At 54.8% G+C, this 23,072-nt stretch carries 19 protein-coding genes; 4 read left to right on the top strand and 15 right to left on the bottom strand.

The features are described from left to right. Positions 1-721 precede the first annotated feature (721 nt). Positions 722-2,101, bottom strand: coding sequence for a GntP family permease (locus BJP07_RS09350; protein ID WP_071567199.1), 1,380 nt, complete (start codon positions 2,099-2,101; stop codon positions 722-724). A 191-nt stretch (positions 2,102-2,292) separates the two neighbouring features. Between BJP07_RS09350 and BJP07_RS09345 the strand changes: the two genes are divergently transcribed. After that, a complete protein-coding gene (locus BJP07_RS09345) occupies positions 2,293-2,820 on the top strand; it encodes a gluconokinase (RefSeq protein ID WP_071567198.1) in 528 nt (175 codons plus the stop codon). A gap of 43 nt (positions 2,821-2,863) precedes the next feature. Here BJP07_RS09345 and tyrS read toward each other — a convergent pair whose 3' ends face one another. The 14 genes from tyrS to uvrA form a co-directional block, all read right to left on the bottom strand. Beyond that, on the bottom strand, positions 2,864-4,132 hold the full coding sequence (tyrS, locus tag BJP07_RS09340; protein WP_071567197.1) for a tyrosine--tRNA ligase: 1,269 nt from the start codon (positions 4,130-4,132) through the stop codon (positions 2,864-2,866). Positions 4,133-4,174: 42 nt separating this feature from the next. Beyond that, entirely contained in the window at positions 4,175-4,351 is a 177-nt protein-coding gene (locus tag BJP07_RS09335; RefSeq protein ID WP_071567214.1) for a Trm112 family protein, read from the bottom strand. Positions 4,352-4,452: 101 nt separating this feature from the next. Next, entirely contained in the window at positions 4,453-5,886 is a 1,434-nt protein-coding gene (gene argH, locus BJP07_RS09330) for an argininosuccinate lyase (RefSeq protein WP_071567196.1), read from the bottom strand. 18 nt (positions 5,887-5,904) lie between these two features. After that, entirely contained in the window at positions 5,905-7,104 is a 1,200-nt protein-coding gene (locus BJP07_RS09325; protein ID WP_071567195.1) for an argininosuccinate synthase, read from the bottom strand. 95 nt (positions 7,105-7,199) lie between these two features. Then, positions 7,200-7,685, bottom strand: coding sequence for an arginine repressor (locus BJP07_RS09320; RefSeq protein WP_071567194.1), 486 nt, complete (start codon positions 7,683-7,685; stop codon positions 7,200-7,202). Then, positions 7,685-8,632: an ornithine carbamoyltransferase gene (argF, locus tag BJP07_RS09315; protein WP_071567193.1), complete on the bottom strand. Its 948-nt coding sequence runs from the start codon at positions 8,630-8,632 to the stop codon at positions 7,685-7,687. The genes BJP07_RS09320 and argF overlap by 1 nt, the downstream gene beginning before the upstream one ends. Positions 8,633-8,741: 109 nt before the next feature. After that, positions 8,742-9,875 carry a bifunctional ornithine acetyltransferase/N-acetylglutamate synthase gene (locus BJP07_RS09310; RefSeq protein WP_071567192.1) on the bottom strand — a complete coding sequence of 378 codons (1,134 nt, stop codon included), beginning with the start codon at positions 9,873-9,875 and terminating at the stop codon, positions 8,742-8,744. A gap of 160 nt (positions 9,876-10,035) precedes the next feature. Continuing rightward, positions 10,036-12,543 (bottom strand): phenylalanine--tRNA ligase subunit beta, encoded by a 2,508-nt coding sequence (gene pheT, locus BJP07_RS09305; protein WP_071567191.1) that lies wholly within the window; start codon positions 12,541-12,543, stop codon positions 10,036-10,038. A 14-nt stretch (positions 12,544-12,557) separates the two neighbouring features. Further along, on the bottom strand, positions 12,558-13,604 hold the full coding sequence (gene pheS / locus BJP07_RS09300; RefSeq protein ID WP_071567190.1) for a phenylalanine--tRNA ligase subunit alpha: 1,047 nt from the start codon (positions 13,602-13,604) through the stop codon (positions 12,558-12,560). A 91-nt stretch (positions 13,605-13,695) separates the two neighbouring features. Next, positions 13,696-14,517 (bottom strand): RNA methyltransferase, encoded by an 822-nt coding sequence (locus BJP07_RS09295; protein ID WP_071567213.1) that lies wholly within the window; start codon positions 14,515-14,517, stop codon positions 13,696-13,698. An 88-nt stretch (positions 14,518-14,605) separates the two neighbouring features. Next, positions 14,606-14,992, bottom strand: a complete 387-nt coding sequence (gene rplT / locus BJP07_RS09290; RefSeq protein ID WP_071567189.1) for a 50S ribosomal protein L20 — start codon at positions 14,990-14,992, stop codon at positions 14,606-14,608. Positions 14,993-15,045: 53 nt separating this feature from the next. Continuing rightward, positions 15,046-15,240, bottom strand: coding sequence for a 50S ribosomal protein L35 (gene rpmI, locus BJP07_RS09285; RefSeq protein ID WP_070362525.1), 195 nt, complete (start codon positions 15,238-15,240; stop codon positions 15,046-15,048). 31 nt (positions 15,241-15,271) lie between these two features. Further along, positions 15,272-15,820: a translation initiation factor IF-3 gene (gene infC / locus BJP07_RS09280; protein WP_083428436.1), complete on the bottom strand. Its 549-nt coding sequence runs from the start codon at positions 15,818-15,820 to the stop codon at positions 15,272-15,274. Between the two features lie 270 nt (positions 15,821-16,090). Then, entirely contained in the window at positions 16,091-18,943 is a 2,853-nt protein-coding gene (gene uvrA / locus BJP07_RS09275) for an excinuclease ABC subunit UvrA (protein ID WP_071567187.1), read from the bottom strand. Positions 18,944-19,049: 106 nt separating this feature from the next. On the opposite strand from uvrA, the gene BJP07_RS09270 reads away from it, so the two are divergent. The 3 genes from BJP07_RS09270 (at position 19,050) to BJP07_RS09260 (ending at position 23,050) form a co-directional block, all read left to right on the top strand. After that, positions 19,050-19,661 carry an MBL fold metallo-hydrolase gene (locus tag BJP07_RS09270; protein ID WP_071567212.1) on the top strand — a complete coding sequence of 204 codons (612 nt, stop codon included), beginning with the start codon at positions 19,050-19,052 and terminating at the stop codon, positions 19,659-19,661. An 82-nt stretch (positions 19,662-19,743) separates the two neighbouring features. Further along, the gene (locus BJP07_RS09265; protein ID WP_071567186.1) at positions 19,744-20,784 is read left to right on the top strand and encodes a DoxX family protein; all 1,041 of its coding nucleotides are present in this window, start codon (positions 19,744-19,746) and stop codon (positions 20,782-20,784) included. 82 nt (positions 20,785-20,866) lie between these two features. Further along, on the top strand, positions 20,867-23,050 hold the full coding sequence (locus tag BJP07_RS09260) for a UvrD-helicase domain-containing protein (RefSeq protein ID WP_083584187.1): 2,184 nt from the start codon (positions 20,867-20,869) through the stop codon (positions 23,048-23,050). Positions 23,051-23,072: the final 22 nt, after the last annotated feature.

The following is a 23,072-nucleotide window of genomic DNA, read 5'->3' as shown; positions in this document are numbered from 1 at the left end:
GCATGTGTTAAGCACGCCGCCAGCGTTCATCCTGAGCCAGGATCAAACTCTCCACAAAAATATTTCAGAAAGAAACAAGGCCGTGAAAAGCCCGAAAACCTAACCAAAAACAAACCAACCACCAACACAACAGTCAATGGTCTGGCAAAATCCTAAAATTACAAAAATAAAGATACAAACAAACCGGTCCCAACCCGACGGGGCAAAAACAGGACCAGTGGCAACCACATCAACAAAACAGTCAACATGACCATGCAATCTGCACCAAAACTAGTGACACCCAATCATAGGTTCAAGCATCACCACCGGCACACACCACTATCGTGGCACACAGCACGCAACCAACGTCAATGCAATCAAAAAAATAAAAAGTACATTGGCACACTATCGAGTTCTCAAACAACAACCGCACACCCGAACACACCACCAAACACAGTGGCGCATTCAAAGCGACGAAGATTGACACTAACAAAACATTCTCAACAACGCAAACTAGCGCCGCATCACAGAACTTATTTCATTATGTCGGCCAGCGGTAGTTTTCCTAACCGCCATCTCACCAACATACTCTCTACAGAGTCTGTCCGGCGGGGCGTTGTCGGTCTCGCTGACTCACATAAAGTTACACACACACCAACAACAACACAAATTTGCAGGTTAATAGGGTGTTTAGAGAGGTGTATCCGGAACCATGTAGCTCTCTACTACACCTCTCCGCTCGTTAGAAGATCACGAAGATGAGGAGCGCGACCAGGAACGCCGCAACCGACTCGATCGTCTGCTGTAAAGTCCACGTCTTCAGCGTTGTCTTCACATCCATGCCGAAGAGTCGGCCAACCAACCAGAATCCGGAGTCGTTAACCAACGAGCAGCACACTGAACCCGCTGCGCACGCCAAGGTAATTGCGACAATCTGAATATCGGAATAGCCGCCAGCCAATACCGCGGGAGCCATCAATCCAGCGGCTGTTGTCAACGCCACTGTTGCGGAGCCCTGTGCAACACGCATGATCACTGCCACTAAGTAAACCGCAAGGATCACTGGTACCCCGAGTCCCTGCATAAGTTCTGCAATTGCATCTCCGATACCTGAGGCGCGAAGTACACCGCCATACATTCCTCCGGCACCAGTGATAAACACGACGGAGGCAATTGGGCCCAATGCAGAATCAACAAGCTTCTCCAACGCTGTGCCGGACACGCCACGTGATGTTCCCAGAACAGGCAGAGCGACGAGCACCGACACCAAAAGCGCAATGCCCGATTTGCCGACGAATGTGAATGCTTGTGCCCAAGATTCCTCACCGGTGATAGCGCCGTATTTTGCAGCAAAGTCGACACCGGTGTTCAGGAAAATCAACAGCATCGGCAGCAGCAAAATCATGATGACGGTGCTCGTCTTTGGCAGCGCTTTCACGTCGCTATCATCCGAGTTAAATACGGCGTTTGCCACCGAAGTGAAAGGAAATTTCTTCGCGCAATATTTGCCCCACAGAAGACCAGAAACGTAGAACGTTGGAATCGCGACCATCAGGCCGAAGATAATTAACAGTCCAAGATTCGTGTTAAAGAAGGTTGAGGCTGCAACCGGGCCCGGGTGCGGCGGCACGAATACGTGCATCACAGAAAACGCTGCGACGGTCGGAATGGCGTACAGCAAAATTGGACCGCCTATACGAGCGGCGACAGCGAAGATGATAGGCAGCAAGACGACGAGACCAGCGTCGAAAAACATCGGAAAACCGAGAAGCAACGAAGCAACTCCAAGCGCCAATGGTGCGCGCCGTTCACCGAATTTATCAATCATCGAGTTTGCGAGGACCCGTGCTCCACCCGAGTACTCAATCAGCTTGCCGAGCATTGCACCTAGTCCGACGAGAATGCCGACATCTCCGAGTGTTGAGCGGAATCCGCCCATGACGACATCGTAAAGCTCTCCTGTCGGAATTCCTGCCGCGATAGCGGTGAGAACAGAAACAAGAATTAGTGTGACGAACGCATGGACTTTGAATTGAATGATTAAGAGGAGGATGAGGGCGATACCGGCTGCAGCAATCCCCATTAAGGGGGCGGCTGACAGCGTCTGTTCCCAAGTTTCCATGAGCTTTCCTGCCTTTTCTTCAGCGAGGCTTCGAGACCGCGTTGCTCCCGCAAAATGACGAGGACGCAACACGAAAAACTGGTTATAACGTTAGAATACACATACTTCGACGACCTGCAGCGCACTGGCATAAAGTCGTTACGGGACGCGCGCGGACTACCCCCGAAAGCGAATCTAGAAGGAGAGAAGGCATGTCTAACGCTGAACAACTACCCCCGGCACACCTCGTTTTGATGGGCGTGAGCGGATGTGGCAAGACGACTATTGCCAAAGTGCTTGCAAAGGACTTCGGGTTCGAACTTGGAGAAGCAGACGACTTTCATCCAGCTGAGAACATCGAAAAGATGGCTAACGGTCAGCCTCTCACCGACGAGGATCGGTGGCCTTGGTTGGAGATACTCACGAACTGGCTTCAACGCCAAGATCAAGCAGGAAAACGCACAGTCATTACTTGTTCCGCATTGAAACGCGCCTACCGCCACGAGCTACAGCGCTCCAACGCCCCTCTCGTTTTCGTACACTTAAATGGAACACGCGAGCAGCTGCTTCAGCGTCTTCGCGCCCGGACGAACCATTTCATGCCAGCAACGATGCTGGATCCACAACTCAACACCCTAGAACCGCTCCAAGCAGACGAGAAAGGATTCGTTGTGGGTATCGACGACTCCCCGACGAATATTGCAATAACGATCATGGAAAAGCTAAACGCGGCCGCATAGGCGCTCCGCCTGCAACCGCGTTTTCATTTCTTGACAGCGCATATTAGACGCGTTTTACCCCCGCGAAGGTCTTCTTTCCGCGGCGGAGCACAAGCCACGTGCCATGCAAGAAATCGCTCTCAGTCGGCACCCAGGTCTCGTCTGTCACACGCTCATTATTGGCGTAAATACCGCCTTCTTTGAGGGATCTACGAGCGGCACCCTTCGAGTCCGCCAATCCGGTGCCTACCAGCATGTCCACAATGCTGATCTCGCCGCCAGTAGGAACCTCAAATACATTGGTCTCTTCCACTGCACTTGCAAGTGTGCGCTCATCAAGCTCGGCCAAATCAGCCTTGCCGAAAAGCGCCTGGGAGGCCAGCTCAACGGCTTCGCGAGCCGCACGACCATGCACGAGGTCTGTCATCTCCTGCGCTAAGCGCTTCTGCGCCTCGCGTTTAAACGGCCGCTCTTCAACCTCAACCGCCAGCGCGTCGAGTTCCTCCTTATCCAGGAAAGTGAACCAACGGAGGTAACGCAACACGTCAGCATCCGCAGCATTGACGAAGTATTGGTACCAGGTGTATGGGCTTGTCATTTCAGGATCGAGCCACAGTGAGCCACCGCCCGTCGATTTGCCGAATTTCTTGCCTTCGGAGTCCGTCACCAGCGGGACTGTCATTGCATGTACGCGTTCGGAGTCCATGCGACGGTTGAGATCGACGCCCGCTACCAAGTTGCCCCATTGATCGCCACCGCCAACCTGAAGAACGCAGTTATGGGTTCGACGTAGTTGGACAAAGTCGTGTGCCTGTAACAGCATGTACGAAAATTCGGTGAAGGAAATGCCATCATTTTCGAGACGACGCTTCACGGTGTCACGACTCAGCATCGTGGAGAGGGAAAAGTGCTTGCCCACGTCGCGAAGAAACTCGATGACTTTCCAATCTTTGATCCAGTCATTGTTGTTCAGCAGGAGCGCACCGTTGTCCCCCTCGAAGTCAACGAACTTCGACAACTGGTTACCGATACGCTCCGCCCAGTCGGCAACAGTGTCATCCGAGTTCATGGTTCGCTCGCCAACGTCACGCGGATCGCCAATCTTGCCCGTGGCTCCGCCCGCAAGCACAATCGGGCGGTGCCCTGCGAGCTGGAACCTCCGCAACATGAGCAGCGGCACGAGGTGTCCAGCGTGCAGCGAGGGCCCCGTCGGATCAAAACCACAGTACAGAGTAATAGGAGTCTGCGTTTCCTCACGTAGCGCATCCAGGTCTGTGTGCTGATTAATCAGACCGCGCCACTCAAGCTCATCAACAATGTTCGCGTTCGTCATGAAAAACCTTTCGGAGAGTCGTTTATCCCAGCGTTGTGATTCTTAATTATTTGTATAGGGAATCGCTTCGTCGATCAGGAGGACAGGAATGCCCTCGTCAATTCGATAGGCGACGCCAAGGCGCTCATTCACCAGCAACTGTTCGTCTTCCTTATACTCAAGTGGCCCTTTGTCTTGCGGACACACCAGTACATCAAGAAGTTTGGGGTCAAGACTCATGGATTCGAGCTTACCCCACAGTTGCAGTCTGCTTATCGACGCCACCACCGCAAAAGTAAAACGCCCACCACCAGGTGGGCGTTCCGACTGCGTCAACGGCGTTACCCGCGCACAGGCGTCTCCGCCCAAGCACGATACTTACGGTTCGTCGCCGCCACGCGCTCACGTTGTTCTTCTACCCGTGGTCGCGCGGTTCCGCCACGAGTGTCGCGAGAGCTCACGGCCCCTTCGATAGTGAGCACCGAGCGAACATCGGCGTTAAGCCGTGGGTCCACGCTCGCCAACTCCTCGTCTGTCAAGTCAATAAGGTTGACTCCGCGGGATTCAGCGATACGGACGCACGCCCCAGACGCCTCATGGGCCTCGCGGAATGGCACGCCTTGGCGCACCATCCACTCTGCCAAGTCAGTTGCCAACGTAAATCCAGCAGGCGCAATTTCTCGCATTCGCTCCCCGTGAAACTTCAACGTGGAAACCAGTCCCGTGAACGCTGGCAAGAGAATGTTGAGCTGGCTCACGGAATCGATCACTGGCTCTTTGTCTTCCTGCAGGTCACGGTTGTACGCAAGAGGCTGCGCCTTGAGTGTCGACAGCAAACCGGTGAGGTTACCAATCAAACGACCCGACTTACCGCGAGCAAGCTCGGCCACATCCGGATTCTTCTTCTGGGGCATGATGGAAGAACCTGTCGACCACGCATCGTCCAAGGTGACGTAACCGAACTCAGGCGTTGACCACGCGATGATCTCTTCTGCAAATCGCGAAATATCTACTGCGACCTGCGCCAAAATATACGCTGCCTCGGACGCAAAATCTCTCGATGAGGTGCCGTCGAGGGAGTTATCCGCGGCTTCAAAGAAGCCGAGCTCATCGGCAATCGCCTCTGGGTCAAGGTGAAGCGAGGAACCGGCCAGCGCGCCGGACCCATACGGTGAGACAGCCAATCGTTTGTCTGCGTCCTGAATTCGCTCAAGATCACGAAGCAGGGGGTGCGCATGGGCCAACAGCGAATGCGCTAAAAGGATTGGCTGGGCCGCCTGGAAATGGGTCTTGCCAGGCATGATGATGTCAGGGTGAGCAGCTGCTTGATCCACGAGTGCATCAACAAGGTCCGTGATGTGAAGCGCAACGCCGCGCAATGCATCGCGCACCCACATGCGGAACATGGTTGCCACTTGATCATTCCGCGAGCGTCCTGCACGCAGCCGGCCACCGACCTCTGGGCCCACCCTGTCAATCAGGCCACGCTCCATTGCTCCGTGAACGTCTTCGTCGGTCGGCTCCGGGACAAATGCGCCACTTGCAACGTCCCGTCCAAGCTGCTCTAGCCCCTCGAGCATTGTGCTCAGGTCTTCGTCTGAAAGCAGGCCCGCCTTGTGCAACACTTTTGCGTGAGCCTTCGATGCCAGCACATCATATGGCGCGAGCACCCAGTCGAAGTGCGTCGATACGCTCAGCGCGAACATTGCCTCCGAGGGGCCGCCAGCAAATCGGCCGCCCCACAACGCGCCTTCATTTGTCTTATGCTGCTGCATTACAACCGATGCTCCTTATTATTTCGCTTCGCGGTCGCGCTTGTTAGCAATCTGCGATGACAAGCCGTGCAGACGAACAAAGCCCTTTGCATAGGTTTGGTCGAAGGTGTCACCAGTGTCGTACGTCGCAAGGTTGAAATCGTACAAAGAGTGGTTCGAGCGACGCCCATTAACAACCGCCTTGCCGGCGTGCATTTCCATGCGAATATCCCCGGTGACGTGCTCCTGAGTCGACTCAATGAACGCATCCAACGAGCGCTTCAACGGAGCGAACCAGAGGCCGTCATACACTTCCTCCGACCAACGCGCATCAATCACGCGCTTGTAACGGGCGAGTTCGCGTTCGATGGTGACATCCTCGAGAGCCTTATGCGCTGTGATCAATGCAATTGCGCCAGGCGCCTCGTAGATCTCGCGAGACTTGATACCGACCAAACGGTCTTCGACCATATCGAGTCGGCCGATACCCTGAGCGCCTGCGCGACGGTTCATTTCTTCGATCGCTTCCAGCATCGTGACTGGACGACCGTCGATAGCGACTGGCTTGCCACCCTCGAACGAGATGATCACTTCATCTGGAGCATTGCCCATTGAGGGGCTTTCCGTGTATGCGTACAGATCCTTCGTCGGGGCGTTCCAGAGGTCTTCCAAGAATCCAGTCTCGACCGCACGACCCCAGACATTCTGGTCAATCGAAAACGGCGACGCTGCAGACTGCTCAATCGGTAGGTCCTTACCCTCTGCATATGCAATCGCTTTATCGCGAGTCCACGCAAAGTCACGAGCGGGAGCAACAATCTCCAAATCAGGATCTTGGTTCAGGAACCCGACCTCAAAACGAACCTGGTCATTGCCTTTGCCTGTGCAACCATGCGAAACGTGAGTGCCACCGTGCTCCTGTGCAGCCTTCACGAGATGCTTGACAATCAGCGGGCGTGAAATCGCTGACACCAACGGGTACTCGCCCATGTACATGCCGTTTGCCTTGATCGTCGGAAGGCAGTATTCCTCCGCGAATTCTTCTTTCGCGTCGATAACGATGGATTCCACCGCACCGCAGTCCAATGCGCGCTGGCGTACCGACTGCATATCTTCTCCGCCCTGTCCAAGGTCAAGGGCGACAGCGATTACTTCGCCGTCGAGCATTTCTCCGAGGTATGAAATTGCAACAGAAGTATCGAGTCCGCCTGAATATGCGAGTACAACACGGTTAGTCATGGGATAAAGCTCCTTGCGCTTCTAGATAATATTCTGCACTGAGATACATACTATACCCTGTGCAGGTTTTGGTTTTAGTTGGGCACTACTTGCACCTATGTTGAGCGCCCAAATAGTTGCTCGGCTAAATCACTGCCTGTAAGCGGATCTCTTGCGAGGACAAAGATTGTGTCGTCACCAGCAATGCAGCCTACGACCTGCTCCAATCCAACGCGATCAATGTAACTAGCCAGGTACTGTGCAGCACCGGGCGGTGTCCGTAATACAGCCATGTTCGCAGAGTGATCGACAGAAACGACGAGCTCCTCAATCATTCGCCGTAGCTTCTCGCGAGGGCCTGTGTGCAGCGTGTCCAGTGCTTCAGCTTCGGAGTGCACTGTGTAATATGCACGGCCTCCGTCGTTGGGGCGCACTTTTTTCGCACCAAGCTCGTCAAGATCGCGCGACAGTGTCGCTTGCGTAATCTCGATACCTTCGTCTTGCAAAAGTTTGGACAGCTGAATTTGCGAAGACACTCGTGTGCTCACAAGTATCTCGAGAATCCGAGCTTGTCGCGCGGTCCTTGAGACAGTTTGGGTCATTATTGGTGCTCCAACAGCCAGGTCAACAACGCTTTTTGGGCGTGTAGACGATTTTCAGCTTCATCGAAGACCCGCGACTGCGGCCCATCGATAACCTCCGCGGTCACTTCGTTGTCACGGTACGCCGGTAGGCAGTGCAGGAATATCGCATTATTACCGGCCATTTGCATAATTGCACTATTTACTTGGTATGGCAAGAACGGAGTGCGACGGTCCTTTCCGTCCTCCTCCATCCCCATCGACACCCATGTATCAGTGATGACGACGTCGGCCCCGGCGACGGCTGCAATATCGCTGGTAACCGTAACCGTCGCACCTGTTTGGGTAGCACGGTCGCGCGCTCGATCAATGAATCGCTGCTCCGGTTGGAACTCGGGGGGCGCAATAATCGTGACGTCTACCCCCGCTGTTGCAAAGCCGATCATATAAGAATTCGCCATATTGTTAGCGCCATCTCCCAGATAGACTGCCTTCAACCCCCGAAGGCCCGCTGGTCCTTGTTCTGGACAAAAATTCTCGATAATCGTCTGCAGATCTGCAAGGATCTGGCATGGATGCAAATCATCTGAAAGTGCATTCACAATCGGTACTCGCGATGTTTCAGCCATTTGGTGCAGGTTATCGTGGCCGTAGGTCCTCCATACGATTGCTTCGACGTATCGGGACAGCACCGCTGCTGTGTCTTGATACGACTCCCCCTTGCCCATCTGCGCGTTCTGCGTCTCCACAACGATTGCGTGCCCACCTAGCTGTGCAATACCGGTATCGAATGAGAACCGGGTTCGAGTCGAAGTCTTATCGAAAAGCACCGCCACCGATTTTGGGCCTTCAAGGGGCCGGTACCCATACGCGTCATTCTTCATCTTGGCTGCGAGCGAGAGGACTTCGGCCTGCTCTTCCGGTGTCAGGTTATCGTCTGCAAAAAAGTGCCTAACTGAGTTCACCATACTGTCTACTTCCTATTTCTGCGTTTTGCTCACTGCAAAATATGCGGACTTCCTCCCATTGTATTTTCTATCCTCGTAAGAAGTTTGCTTTTCGACGTCCACTTCCCCGCTACACGGGCTCCAGCAGTGTACGGACAGTAGCTGTACCGCTACCTCGCGTCCCGAGGTCAACAGTCACCGACAAATGAGACCCAACTTCAATATCTTGGCGCAGTGAGTCTTCTTTGCCTTCCCCGCAAAGCTGTGTCCCGTTTACGTAAATCGCCAAAGATTCTTCCGAGCCGACACATACCCCCGCCTTCCCTGCGATCGCAAGCGCACGTGGCCACGCAATTGAAGTACCAAGGAGCGACCGACGGAAGCGCTCGTCACCAGCAATCGCCATGGCTGCTTGGCTAGCTTCATCGTGATTTGCAGCGCCGACGACGGTAAGCGTGAGGCTCTTTGCTACTCCTTTTGGATCAGTCAGCAGCTGGCCCAACAACGTTTGACATACCTCGAGTACTGCTTCATCGAGCTGCGTTTGATTCGGGGTAACCCCGCTTGCGCCTGACGCGAGTAACAGCACCGTGTCGTTCGTCAACGGAGATTTCGACCGATCTAGCGTGCTAAACGTGCTTTCCAACGCTCTGCGCAACGCCTTATCAAGTGAAAAAGCGGGCACCAACGCGTCTGTAGTGAGGCAGACAATCACCGCATCCAGAGCCTCTGACAAAGTGCCAGTCCCTTGCACAATGCCTCCCACGCTCCAATCTCCGCAGTTCACCCCGGCTTGATTTACTAGTTCAGCAGATGAAGAAACTACGGACGATATCGCTGCGGCATGTGTAGTGCTACTCCCCAAGTTCGATACAAGATTCGATATTCCTGTCCGAACCTGATCCATTGGCAAGGGCTGCGCAAACTGCCCTTTTGCGCACACAGCGACCCGCTCACTTGGGACTCCAGCTGCTTGAGCCACCCGATCCTGAATCTCTCGCGTGTCGGCAGTCCCATTGGCACCGTTGAACGCATTGGCGTTTCCCGAGTACAACACGACGGCGTTAACCGCATGTGAACGCATGACCTCTCGGGTCGCCCGCACGGAGGGAGCACACAGTGGATTATTTGGCAATACTGCTGCTGCGTTCCAAGCTGGGCCCTGATTTACTAGCAACACCATGGCCCCACCATGTTCGCTTGGCTTCAGATCGGCGCTTGCAGCCACAAATCCTTTTGGGGTGAGAACGGTCTGATACGACATGATTGCAAGGCTCCTTCAGACTGTGGGTGCGAGTGTCTACGACGCTCTATCCTGCCAGATTAAGCCCACATTAGTCCCGATATCATTTGGTTCTACTTCTTAAACGCAAACAGGCAAGACAACGCATGTAGCGTTGTCTTGCCTGTTCTTAGCTAACTGCCTATGCCCTCATCGTTGCATTGAACTCCTGCTTCGCGGCCTCTGCCGCAGCGAGCCGTCCTTCGGATGCTTCGTCTTCAGTAAGCGTACGGTCGATAGCTCGGAACAAGAGACCGAATGCGAGTGACTTCTTGCTTTCGCCGAGAGACTCGGAACGATAGACATCAAACAGCGTGACCGTTTCCAGCAACGGACCAGCGTGCTCTGCCACAACCTGTCGGACACTTTCTGCCGGTGTGGACTCATCGACGACCAGCGCGAGGTCCTGGTGCACTGCCGGATACGCCGATAACTTTGGGGCAGGCAGCTGAGGAGTTTGAGGCAATGCCGAAAGGTCCATCTCCATTGCGCATGTTCGCGCCGGCAAACCGTTCTCTTCGAGGAGCTGCGGGTGCAGTTCGCCTGCGTGACCCACAACTTGGCCTTCCACCAGCAACTCCGCACAACGTCCCGGGTGCCACGGAAGATACTCTGCTGCGCGGGCTTCGAGTTCCACCCCGGCCGTCCTAGCCACAATCTGAGCAGATTCAATTGCATCCGCCCACGTGTATGCCCGCGCTTCGCCCCAAGGACCTTCGACTTCCGCGCTTCCAACACCAACGGTGGCTACGTGAAGTGGCTGCTTCGGAAGCGAATTGACAACATCGGCCAAGGTTTTTTCATCTGGCCGATGCTCAACGCTTGGCATTGGTGTTTCGACTTCCCCGCCTATAGCCACCTGCGCAACTGAGTAGATTGACACGTCGTGCTGTCCGCGAGCGACATTTTTCGTGACTGCTTCAAGCATCGCTGGAAGAAGCGTCGTAGCTAATTCCGCATAGTCACTATCCAGCGGATTTTGAACCGACACTGTGTTACGGCGAGCGTCATCCTTGCTCAAGCCCCAGGCATCGAAAATATTTGAGGCCATAAAAGGAGTCGGAATGATCTCTGCATACCCTGAGTAAGCGAGTGCATGGGTCACGGCCCTGCGGCGCTTTTGCGATGCAGTGAGGCCACGCCCGCCCTTCGGCGTCGGAAGGATAGATGGAATCGCGTCAAGCCCCTCGAGGCGCACAATCTCTTCCACAAGCTCAACTGGGACAGTGAGGTCATTGCGCCACGAAGACGGTGTCACGATGAAATTGTCACCACTCGGCTCGACATCACATCCAACTTCATGCAAGCGCTTCGTAACAGTCTCATCGGTGTATTCGACGCCAACCAGCGCGGATGGGAACGTCTTCGGCATGGTGATCACGGCGCGTGGCTTCACGTCACCCACCAATGTACGTCCGTCGGAAACCTTTCCGCCTGCAAAGCTGGAGAGCAGCGCGCAGGCAATATCCAGTGAGACCTCTACCAGTGCGGGATCGACACCTCGCTCAAAACGACGGGAAGCTTCAGAACTCAATTTGTGGTGGCGTGCAGTACGAGCAACAGTCAACTCATCCCACGTGGCTGCTTCAAAGTAGACATCCGTCGTTGTGTCTGAGATCTCCGAGACAGTACCCCCCATCACGCCTGCTAGAGACTGGATGCCGGAGTCGTCGGAAATGACCACATCGGACGCACGCAGCGTTCGTGTCGCATGGTCCAGCGTCTCGAAACTCGTGCCCTCCTCCGCATTGTGAATTCGAAGCGCACCAGAGATTTTGCTGGCGTCAAAAGCATGCATTGGCTGCCCAAGAAGGAGCATGACGAAATTCGTGACGTCAGTGGCGCCATTCACTGGGCGAATGCCGCTGAGCATGAGCTCGCGCTGCATCCAGAAAGGCGACGATGCCTTTGGGTCGATGCCTTCCACCTTGCGCAGCCCAAAACGTTTCGTCTTGGTGTCTGGTTCCACGGCGACATCGATAAGAGAACCTGCTGGTGCAGGCACTGTCGAAATTTCAATTCCAGCTAATCCGGGCTCCTGAGCAGGATCAGCGAAAGAGATGTCAAAAGCCGAAGCGAGCTCTCGCATCAAACCTCGCGCAGACAATGCGTAACCGCGGTCAGGTGTAACGTTGACTTCAAAGATGGTGTCGTTGAGATCCAAGACCTCCCGTGCGTCAGTGCCTGGAACGCCAGCGTCGTCGCTAAGTGTGATGATGCCAGCGCTTTTCGCAGTTAGTCCAAGCTCTGCGGCCGAGGCCATCATCCCGTTTGAGATGTGGCCGTAAGTTTCACGTGCAGAAATGGCGAAGTCACCCGGAAGGACGCATCCCGGGAGAGCGACGACAACGGTGTCGCCAACGGCGAAGTTGCGTGCGCCACAGATAATGCCCTGAGGTTCACCAGTGCCATTCGCCTGCCCTACGTCGATCTGACAGTACCGAATAGGCTTCTTGAACTCCGTCAACTCCTCAATCTCGAGAACCTTACCGAGGACCAACGGGCCCTCAGTCTTCTCAATTGGGGCGTAGCCTTCTGTCTCAAAACCAACACGGACAAAGCCCGCATCCATCTCTTCATCAGTGACGGACCAGCCAGTATTGCCTGCGTGTTGTAGAAGATTGGTAAGGAAACTCTTGGAAATCAGCATGTTATAAACTCCTTTTACGCCTGCACACCGAATGGGACGGTGAAACGAATATCGCCTTCGACCATGTCGCGCATATCTGACAATCCGTTTCGGAACTGAAGTGTGCGTTCAAGGCCCATCCCGAAAGCGAAGCCGGAGTAAACATCCGGATCAACACCAACCGCACGTAACACGTTCGGGTTCACCATGCCGCAGCCACCCCATTCAATCCAGCCGGCGCCACCCTTCTTATTCGGGAACCAAACGTCTACCTCGGCGGAAGGTTCAGTAAACGGGAAGTAGTTGGTGCGCATACGGGTCTTCGTTTCGGGGCCGAAAAGCGTCTTTGCGAGGTGGTCAAGTGTGCCTCGCAGGTGTGCCATCGTAAGTCCCTTATCGACGGCAAGTCCCTCGATCTGGTGAAACACCGGGGTGTGTGTCGCGTCAAGTTCGTCTGTGCGGAACACTCTGCCAGGACAAGCAATGTACACAGGCACATCGCGGTCGAGCATCGTGCGCACCTGTACAGGCGAAGTATGCGTACGCATGACCTGGCGTGATCCTGGCTTACCGACGTAGAACGTATCTTGCAGTGTTCGCGCTGGATGGTCCGGGATGAAGTTGAGTGCGTCGAAATTGAAATACTCTGCCTCAACCTCGGGGCCTTCAGCGATCTCCCACCCCATACCGATGAAAATATCTGCGATCTGCTCACTCAAGGTCGTGATCGGGTGCATCGCGCCAGTATGCGAACGCTTAGTAGGCAGCGTAACATCAACCGCTTCTGCCTTCAGTTGCGCTTCTCGGTACTCAGCTACACGGACCGCATGAAGCTTCGCGTACGCTTTCTCAACACGCCCGCGGGCCATATTCACAGCCCTACCTGCATCCTTACGGTCCTGCTTGGGCAGCGTACCGAGTGCGCGACGCGCTTGCGGGATATACGCCTGATCCCCTAGGTGCTGCTTGTGAGCCTCCTCTAATGCTTTCAGATCCGCAGCTGCCTCGAAATCCGCAATCGCTGCCTCTGCTGCCGCATTAAGTTGCTCTTCTGAGAGTTCAATACCACTATTGCTCGACACACCCGGTCCTTCCGATTACACCTTGATATAAGTTCTAAAGCTGTTAAAACGAAACTAAGCATACCTGCCACGTCCGACATGACGCATATGGCTAATGCTCTAGTCGCGACATCCTTGTTTTGGCCGATTCCCATAAGCACATTGCTGATGCTGTTGCAAGGTTTAGCGATTCCGCAGACCCTTGGATCGGAATCGATACGCGTGCATCTGCACCGCCCGAGATTTCAGATGGCAAACCGTGAGCCTCGTTGCCGAAGAGCCAAGCAGTCGGAGCGGAAAGCATTTCGCTCGCGTTCTCGAGGGACACCTCACCGTCGATAGTCGTTGCGACAGTCTGAAGCCCAGCTGCTTTCAATTGCCCGAGGACGTCTTTTATGTTGCGTTCGCGTGCGACCGGCAGATGGAATAACGATCCTGCCGATGCCCGAACTGCTTTACCAGATTCCGGATCGACGCAGTCTCCAGCAAAAATGACGGCGTCGGCGCCGCACACATCAGCGATTCGGATCATCGTGCCAGCGTTGCCGGGGTCATTTGTATCAACACCAACAACAACAAACGAAGGCTTCCCCCGAAGCGCAGCTCCAACAGACCACAATACGGGCTTGCAAACAGCAAAAATCCCAGTAGTGGTTACCGTATCGCTGAGATGTCCCGCAGCGAGGTCAGTGATCGCATGAACGTAAACGTCCATGTACTCCGCTGTAATAATAACCTCGGCGAACGTCTCCGCTGCTCGTTCGGTGACAAACAAATCGGTCACCGCACCAGTCGCGACGGCAGCCTCGACGCTGTTCACCCCTTCCACCAGGAAACGGTTCGCCTTCTTCCTTCCCCTTGCACGAAGCAGCTTCGCCGCCTGCACGACCCGAGGGGTTCGTTCGGTGAAAGGCTGTGAAAAGTCAAGTGCCACGAAAGTCCTCATTTCTGAATGTAAAAACCCGCCGCCAAGCATTCATGCTTGCCGACGGGTTCGTTCCCAGTTCAACGACTAGGTAAAGTTATGCTGCATCAACTGGTGCATTCACGTCAGTTGGCAACGCATTCTTAGCGATCTCGCAGATAGCGGAGAACGCTGCAAAGTCGTTCACGGCCAGCTCAGCGAGGATCTTGCGGTCCACCTCGACCTCAGCCAGCTTCAGGCCGTGGATAAGGCGGTTATAGGTGATGTCGTTCATGCGAGCTGCTGCGTTGATACGCTGGATCCAAAGCTTGCGGAACTCGCCCTTGCGCTTACGGCGGTCGCGGTAAGCGTAGGTCTGAGAGTGCAACCACTGTTCCTTCGCCTTACGGTAAAGGCGGGAGCGCTGGCCACGGTAGCCCTTGGCAGACTTCAGAATCGCGCGACGCTTCTTCTTGGCATTAACTGAACGCTTGACACGTGCCATGAGTCAATACTTCCTTTTCTTTCGTTCACCGGTTGTTTTAACTTGGGCAGTGCTTAGGACATGCCGAGGAGGCGCTTCATGCGCTTCACGTCGTTCTTAGCCACATCGGTCGTACCCGAGAGCTTGCGACGACGCTTCGAAGACAGCTTCTCGTTCAGGTGGCGCTTACCAGCCTGCTCACGACGCAGCTTGCCCTTGCCGTTGACCTTAATGCGCTTTGCGGTGCCCTTGTGGGTCTTCTGCTTCATGTTGAAAGCCCTTCAGAGTTGAAAACTTAATCTACTTTTTGCCCTTGCGAGCAGGTCCGAAAACCATCGTCATGTTTCGCCCGTCCTGCTTTGGGCGGGACTCCACTACACCTACTTCTTGAATGTCTTCTGCGAGACGCTCAAGAAGTCGGTAGCCGAGTTCCGGACGCGACTGCTCACGGCCACGGAACATGATGGTGACTTTGACCTTGTTGCCCTTCTCTAGGAAGCGCTCCACATTGTTTTTCTTCGTCTGGTAGTCGTGCTCATCAATCTTGGGGCGGAACTTTTGTTCCTTCACCACGGTCTGTTGCTGGTTCTTTCGGGCCTCGCGGGCCTTCTGATCCTGTTCATATTTGTACTTGCCGTAGTCCATGATCTTCGCCACAGGCGGTTTGGCCTTTGGCGCAACTTCGACGAGGTCGAGATCGGCCTCGTAAGCCAGTTTCCGAGCATCGTCGGTACGGACGATCCCTACCTGCTCGCCGGACGGGCCGACAAGGCGGACTTCCGGGACGCGGATACGATCGTTAATCCGAGCTTCAGCGCTGATGAGAACTCCTAAAACATAGAAACCAATGTGTGATCGCTACCAGACCACCAGTGATTCTGCGCAAAAGCACAAAACCCGCGCTACGAAAATAACGCGGGAGCTTTTCCATAGGCAGCGACAGCCTAGCTAACGCCACCTTGACCCGTATCCTGATCATTACTGACCGGCATGGGGTGGGATTCACTCCACTTGTGGCCCAGGCACCTTGGTAAAGAATGCTCTGGGCGGTAGTGGGTGATAGTTTATTGCATGTTTGCCATTCATGCAAATCGCTCATTAATGCGCGACCTAGAAGACCTACACGAGAATTTCTTTCAGGAACGCACCAGTGTGCGATGCGCGATTACGAGATACCTCTTCCGGAGTGCCCTGGGCGACAACTGTCCCGCCACCCGATCCACCCTCAGGCCCCATATCGATGACCCAGTCAGCGGATTTGATCACATCGAGGTTGTGTTCGATGACCAGTACAGTGTTGCCCTTGTCAACCAAGCCATTCAACACAAGCATGAGTTTGCGGATGTCCTCAAAGTGAAGCCCGGTTGTTGGCTCGTCCAGGATGTAAATCGTCCGGCCATTCGTACGTTTCTGAAGTTCAGCTGCGAGTTTTACTCGTTGCGCTTCCCCACCGGACAACGTCGTCGCAGCCTGTCCTAGTCGTACATAGCCCAGACCGACGTCGACGAGTGTGTTGAGGTATCGATGGATCGATTGAATCGGTTCAAAGAACAGGGCGGCTTCAGAAATCGGCATATCCAGTACTTCCGCAATGTTCTTCCCCTTGTACCGGACCTCCAGGGTTTCACGGTTGTAACGCGCTCCCTGGCAGACCTCACAAGGCACATAGACGTCGGGCAGGAAGTTCATCTCAATTTTGATGGTGCCATCGCCACGGCACGCCTCACAGCGTCCGCCCTTCACGTTAAAAGAAAATCGACCAGCCTTGTAACCACGCACCTTAGCCTCTTGTGTTTCGGCGAAGAGATTTCGGATCTTGTCGAACACACCGGTGTACGTGGCCGGATTCGAACGGGGGGTGCGACCGATTGGGCTCTGGTCTACCTGGACTAACTTGTCCAAGTGATCAAGTCCACTGACTTTCTTCACCCGTCCGGGAACTTGGCGCGCCCCGTTGAGCTCATTTTGAAGTGTTTTGGCAAGGATCTGGTTTACCAGCGTTGACTTTCCCGAGCCAGAAACTCCGGTGACGGCCACCAACACGCCAAGTGGAACATCCACCGACACATTGTTGAGATTGTTCTCCCTGGCGCCTTCGATTCGAAGCATACGAGCAGGGTCTACTGGCCTGCGTTGCTGTGGAACTTCAATTTTCTTCCTACCCGCGAGATAATCGCCTGTGATCGAATTTTTCACGTCGAGGATGCCCTCAGGCTCACCCTGATATACGACTTCGCCGCCGTATTCACCAGCGAATGGACCGATATCTACGAGCCAATCCGCTTCACGGATTGTTTCTTCATCATGCTCGACAACCACCAGGGTGTTGCCAAGGTCCCGCAGCTTTTTCAGCGTCTTAATGAGTCGTTGGTTATCACGCTGGTGCAAACCGATAGACGGCTCGTCAAGCACATACAGGACCCCCGCGAGGCCAGATCCGATTTGCGTGGCTAGGCGTATACGCTGCGCCTCACCACCAGACAACGTGCCCGCCGACCTCGCAAGTGAAAGGTAGTTCAGTCCAACGTCCAGCAAAAAGTGCAGGCGGGCCTGAATCTCGCGCAGCACTGCACCAGCGATCATCTCTTCCCGGTAGCCGAGCACGAGATTGTCGAGGTATTCAGACGCATCCTCAATGCTCAGTTCCGTCAACCCCGCGATAGAGCGTTCTCCGTGAGTCGTGGAATCAAGGCGGACGGAAAGGATCTCGGGTTTAAGTCGCGCTCCGTGACAGGAAGGGCACGGCACTTCTCGTGTATAGGCGAGCAACCTGTCCTTTTGGGTATCGCTTTCCGCTTGCTCGAGTTTGCGCTCCAAGTACCCGATCACGCCCTCGTAAGCTGCGGTAAATGAACGCTGCCTGCCGTAGCGGTTCTTATAACTGACGCTGATTTTAGTCTTGGAGCCGTTTACCAGGTGCTTCTGTTGGGTCTTCGTCAGCGAGCTGAACGGGGCGTGCGCATCGAAATCTTCTTCTTTCGCGAGCGCCTCAATCAGCTTTACAAAGTACCGCTTGTTCGGACTGGAGTTCCATGGTTGGAACGCATCAACCGCGGGGGCATCAGGGTCTGGTATGACGAGCTCTTCGTCAATCTTCTTCTGAGTTCCGAGGCCGTCGCAGGTTGGGCACGCGCCAAAAGGCGAGTTAAAGGAAAAAGCGCGCGGCTCGTACTCTTCAACGTTAAGTTTATGTCCGTTTGGGCAGGCCATCTTCTCGGAGAAGATTTGGATCCGATCAGGGTTGTCCTCATCGAAATCAACGAACTCAAAGCCTACGAGGCCGTCGGCAAGCTTGAGTGCAGTTTCGACTGAATCGGTGAGGCGCTGCTTCTGACTCTGTTTGACTTGAAGGCGGTCGACCACGACCGAGATCGTGTGCTTAATCTGCTTTTCTAGCTTTGGCGGGACGCTGAGTTGAAACAGCTCTCCGTCAACATCCACGCGGGAGTAGCCCTGGGACGCCAAATCTTTGAAGAGGTCGACGAACTCACCTTTACGTTTCCTCACTATCGGGGCGAGGACTTGGAACTTAAGCCCCTCTTCCATTCCAAGCACGCGGTCCACGATCTGTTGCGGTGTCTGGCGTTCGATCACGGCGTCGCACTGCGGGCAGTGAGGCGTGCCGGCTCGCGAGTAAAGAAGGCGCAGATAGTCGTAAATTTCCGTGATGGTGCCGACTGTTGAGCGCGGGTTTCGGTTCGTCGACTTCTGGTCAATCGAGACGGCAGGCGAAAGTCCATCGATGTAGTCAACATCAGGTTTGTCCATCTGTCCCAGGAACATCCGGGCGTAGGACGAAAGGGACTCTACGTATCGCCGCTGCCCCTCCGCAAAGATGGTATCGAACGCGAGTGAGGACTTACCTGACCCCGATAACCCGGTAAATACGGCCATCTTGTCCCTGGGCAGAGACACATCGACGCCCTTCAAATTGTGTTCTCTTGCCCCACGTACGACGAGACGGTCAGCCACCTAGATACCTCTTCCAGAAGATCTTTCTATTTGTTCCGAACATACCAGCGTATACAAATTTCCTACTCGGCGATGTGTTGGAACACAATTAGCTAGGGTGGGCGACATGGATTCAGCAACACGCCCTTTAACACTGCACCACATCTCCGTTGGGTCGATGGATAACAACTGCTACCTTGTATGTTCTGGTGACCAAGGATTGCTTATCGACGCCGCTGACGACGCACCTGCGATCCTCACTATGGCCGAGCAGGCCGGGGTGCGCATCACGGACGTGCTCACCACACACCGTCACCACGACCATGTGCGCGCGCTAGAGGCTGTCCTGGCAGCAACCGGTGCGACACACTGGGCGCCATTCCTTGAAGTGCCCGCGTTGCCGGCTCCCGTCGATCGTGAATTGAACGACGGCGACACCCTTGCATTCGCAGGCCATGAATTCCCTGTGACGATTCTGCGAGGGCATACCCCTGGTGGAGCTGCTGTGCGTGTCGATATCGATGGAGTTCCTAATCTTTTTGTTGGAGACTCCCTTTTCCCTGGTGGTCTTGGGAAAACGAACTCCGAAGGTGACTTTGTTCGACTCTTCAGAGATGTGACAGAAAAGCTCTTCAACGTATACCCAGATGAAACAATCGTGTGGCCCGGCCACGGTAAATCCACTACGCTTGGTGCAGAGCGTCCGAGCCTAGATGTTTGGTGGAACCGTCGCTGGTAGAGGTGTGAACCGAATATCGGACGTCACATAACACGTATATGCAGCGACTGATACGTTGCCAAGAGAAATGAGGAATGCATTCATGATTAGAAAACTCGCAAGGCCAATGCTCGCGTCCGTATACATCATCGATGGTGTACAGACCCTGCGTGATCCAAACGTCAATAAAGAAAGCACGAAGGCGCTTCTCGAGAAGGTCCGGGGTGCGGTCCCGAGTGAGTACCGCGGTTTAGTACCGAACGACCCAAAGACGGCAGCGCAGGTTGTTGGCGGCATTAAAGCAGGCGCGGGCAGCCTGTTCGCTATCGGCAAACTGCCTCGTACATCCGCCGCGCTGCTCGCTGCGACTGCGATCCCGTCGATCATCGGCCGCAACGCTTTCTGGGAGGCTGACGAATCCAGCGAGAAGCAGCGTCGCCAAACCGGTGCACTGACCGACATCGCTCTCGCCGGTGGTGTGCTCCTCGCAACTGTAGACACTGCTGGGAAGCCCGGTCTCCAGTGGCGTGCACAGCAGGCTGCTCGCACTGCTAAGAAGAACGTACAGCAGGCGCTTCCTACCCAGTCTGAGACGGAGAAGGCCCTAGGCAAGGCAAGCAACTGGATCTCTGATACTGCAGATCAGGTCGTCGACTACGTTGACGATAACAAAGACGACTGGAAGAAGCAGGCCTCAAAGTTCGCAGGTCAGGCCTCTGACGCTGCAGAAGGTTTTTGGCAAGACGCGCGCAAGCAGACGTCTTCGTTCTTGTCTGATGCAGGTGACTGGATCGAGGAAGTTTCCGATAATGCAGAAAGCACCTATAAGGATCTGAAGCCAAGCAAGCTTCAGCAGTTCAAGGCGAAGCGGAAGGTCAACAGTGTCGTTGGGGACCTTCAAGACAAACTGGAAAGCCTCGAGCCCAGCAAGCTCGACCAGCTCAAGGCAAAGCGCAAGGTCAAGAAGAGCGCGGCGAAGCTGCAGGATCGTGCACAAGGTGCCGTTGATTCGCTGCAGGACGCGTTCGACAACCTTGATGTCGCACCATCGAAGTGCCAGCAGTGGAAGTGGAAGCGCAAGGCTAAGAAAGCCGAGAAGCGCGCAAACAATCTGGTAAAGAAGGCACAGAAGAAGCTTAGCTAAGCTTACTTTCTGCCGTATACCCCGTGACCACGTTGTTGTGGTTACGGGGTCGCTTTCACTTTATAAGGAGAAGGTTTTCACGGTGTCAGAACAAGAGGTTGCTCGCGAACAGCACTACGTCAATGGTCTGTTTTCGCGCTTGGACGACGAAGTATCAAAGGCACAGGCAAAGCTTGCAGCCGTGCAGCGCGATGTAGACCCAGACAACCCGGATTCTGATGCGCTTGTTCGGCGTGAGACCAAGTATCACGGTCTAAATGCCAAACTCGATGCTCTGAATCTCGCTGAAGTCGGCCTAGTGTTTGGTCGGATTGACGTCGAAGACACCGCTCCGGAGAACCCCGTTTCAGATAACGTCGATCTTGATCGGCGATACATTGGCCGCATGGGCATCGACGCTCCCGAAGACCAGTACCGCACGTTGCTCATCGATTGGCGAGCACCAATGGCCCGTCCGTTTTACCTCGCGACGACGGCGCACCCATCTGGGGTGCAAACCCGCCGAAATATCCGGATGCGGGGGCGCACTGTGGAATCAATCGATGATGAGGTGCTTTCGGGCACGATTACCGGAGATGAGGCTTCGGGCGTCGGTTCCGAAGCTGCGTTGCGTCGTGCTATGAACCGGCCACGTACCGCTCACATGAAGTCGATCGTGGAGACGATCCAGCGCGAGCAAGATGCCGTAATCCGTGACGCGACACGTGGAGTCATGGTTGTCGAGGGCGGACCAGGAACGGGAAAAACGGCAGTAGCTTTGCACCGCGTCGCGTACCTGCTGTACACCTGGAGAGCACAGTTGGCTAAGACCGGTGTCTTGATTCTCGGGCCAAACTCCGTATTTTTGGACTACATTTCGCGCGTCCTTCCCGAGCTCGGCGAGACAGGAGTGGTGCTCTCCACGGTTTCAGATCTCGTCCCTGGTTTTACTCCTGCAGGCAGCGAATCTATTGCTGCTAAGGAGGTAAAAGGCTCCGCTGAGATGGTCACGATTTTGAAGCGTGCGGTCCAAGCGTATGAGACGGTGCCTAAGCAAGAGATTTTGCTTTCGGTGGAAAATGTTCCCGTCGCGGCAACACCTGCCATGATAAAGTCCGCTCGAACTAAGGCGCGTAGATCACGTCGCCCTCACAACGAGGCACAAGCCATCTTCGCTGAGCGTCTTTGCGAGCAGCTCGCGCGGGCACTCGCGGAGACAATTGGCGCAGATCCGCTTGGTGGTGCAAATCTCCTATCAGCTGCGGACGTTGATCAGCTCCATGATGACCTTGCGGACGATCCGCAGGTCCACCAACTTATTGACGCCTACTTCCCCACTCTCTCTCCACGAGCGGTACTGCGAAACCTGCTTGAGGATCGGGCAGCGATTGAGGCCGTCGCATACGACTACGACGAATACACACAAGATGCGCTGTACCGTGAACCAGGCGCCCCTGAGTCATTTTCGGATGCGGCCTTGCTCGACGAGCTCACTGTGCTCATTGGCGGTTCGCCGGATAGTGACTACGCAGAAGAGGATGAGAAATGGCAACAGCAGGTTGCCGAAGCCGAAGACGCGTTGGATGTGTTGGCGTCGTCAGAGTCGACTGACAATGACGACGACCAGTTTGAGGCTGAGATTCTTTCCGCATCGGACGTCATCGATGCGGAAACACTTGCCCAGCGACAGGCTGACACGGATATTCGTTCAACAGCCGAACGAGCACGCGCGGACCGAACGTGGGCATACGGGCACGTGATCGTGGATGAAGCCCAGGAGCTTTCCCCCATGGAGTGGCGAATGGTGTTCCGACGCTGCCCCTCCAAATGGATGACGTTGGTCGGAGACACCGCCCAAACGTCCGCGCCAGCGGGTTCCGATGACTGGTCGACGACACTGGAGCCGTTCGTGGGCTCGCGCTTCCGTACACATACGCTCAGCGTCAACTATCGAACGCCATCGGAGGTGATGGACCATGCCGCAAACGTTCTCCATGTCATCGATCCTGATGCTCTAGTGCCTGAAAGCATTCGAAGTACTGGGCATCCGGTCAAATTCTTCCCCTCAGGCACAAAGCCGACATCCGTCGCAACATACGAAGATGGACGTACAACGATGATTATCGACAACTCAAATATTGGCGAGATGAAGGGACTCGAGTTCGACCACGTTGTACTCGTCGAACCTCAAGAGATTGTCGACGCCTCACCACAGGGCTGGCAAGATCTTTACGTCGCCATGACTCGAGCGACACAAAGCCTCACGATTATTGGCGATCTTGCATAGAAAAACCTCCGGCAACTCATAT

The sequence above is a fragment of the Corynebacterium sp. NML130628 genome (genome assembly GCF_001875665.1).
GTDB lineage: Bacteria > Actinomycetota > Actinomycetes > Mycobacteriales > Mycobacteriaceae > Corynebacterium.
Note: the sequence above shows the minus strand (reverse complement) of the source record. Positions and strands in the feature narration are given on the sequence as shown.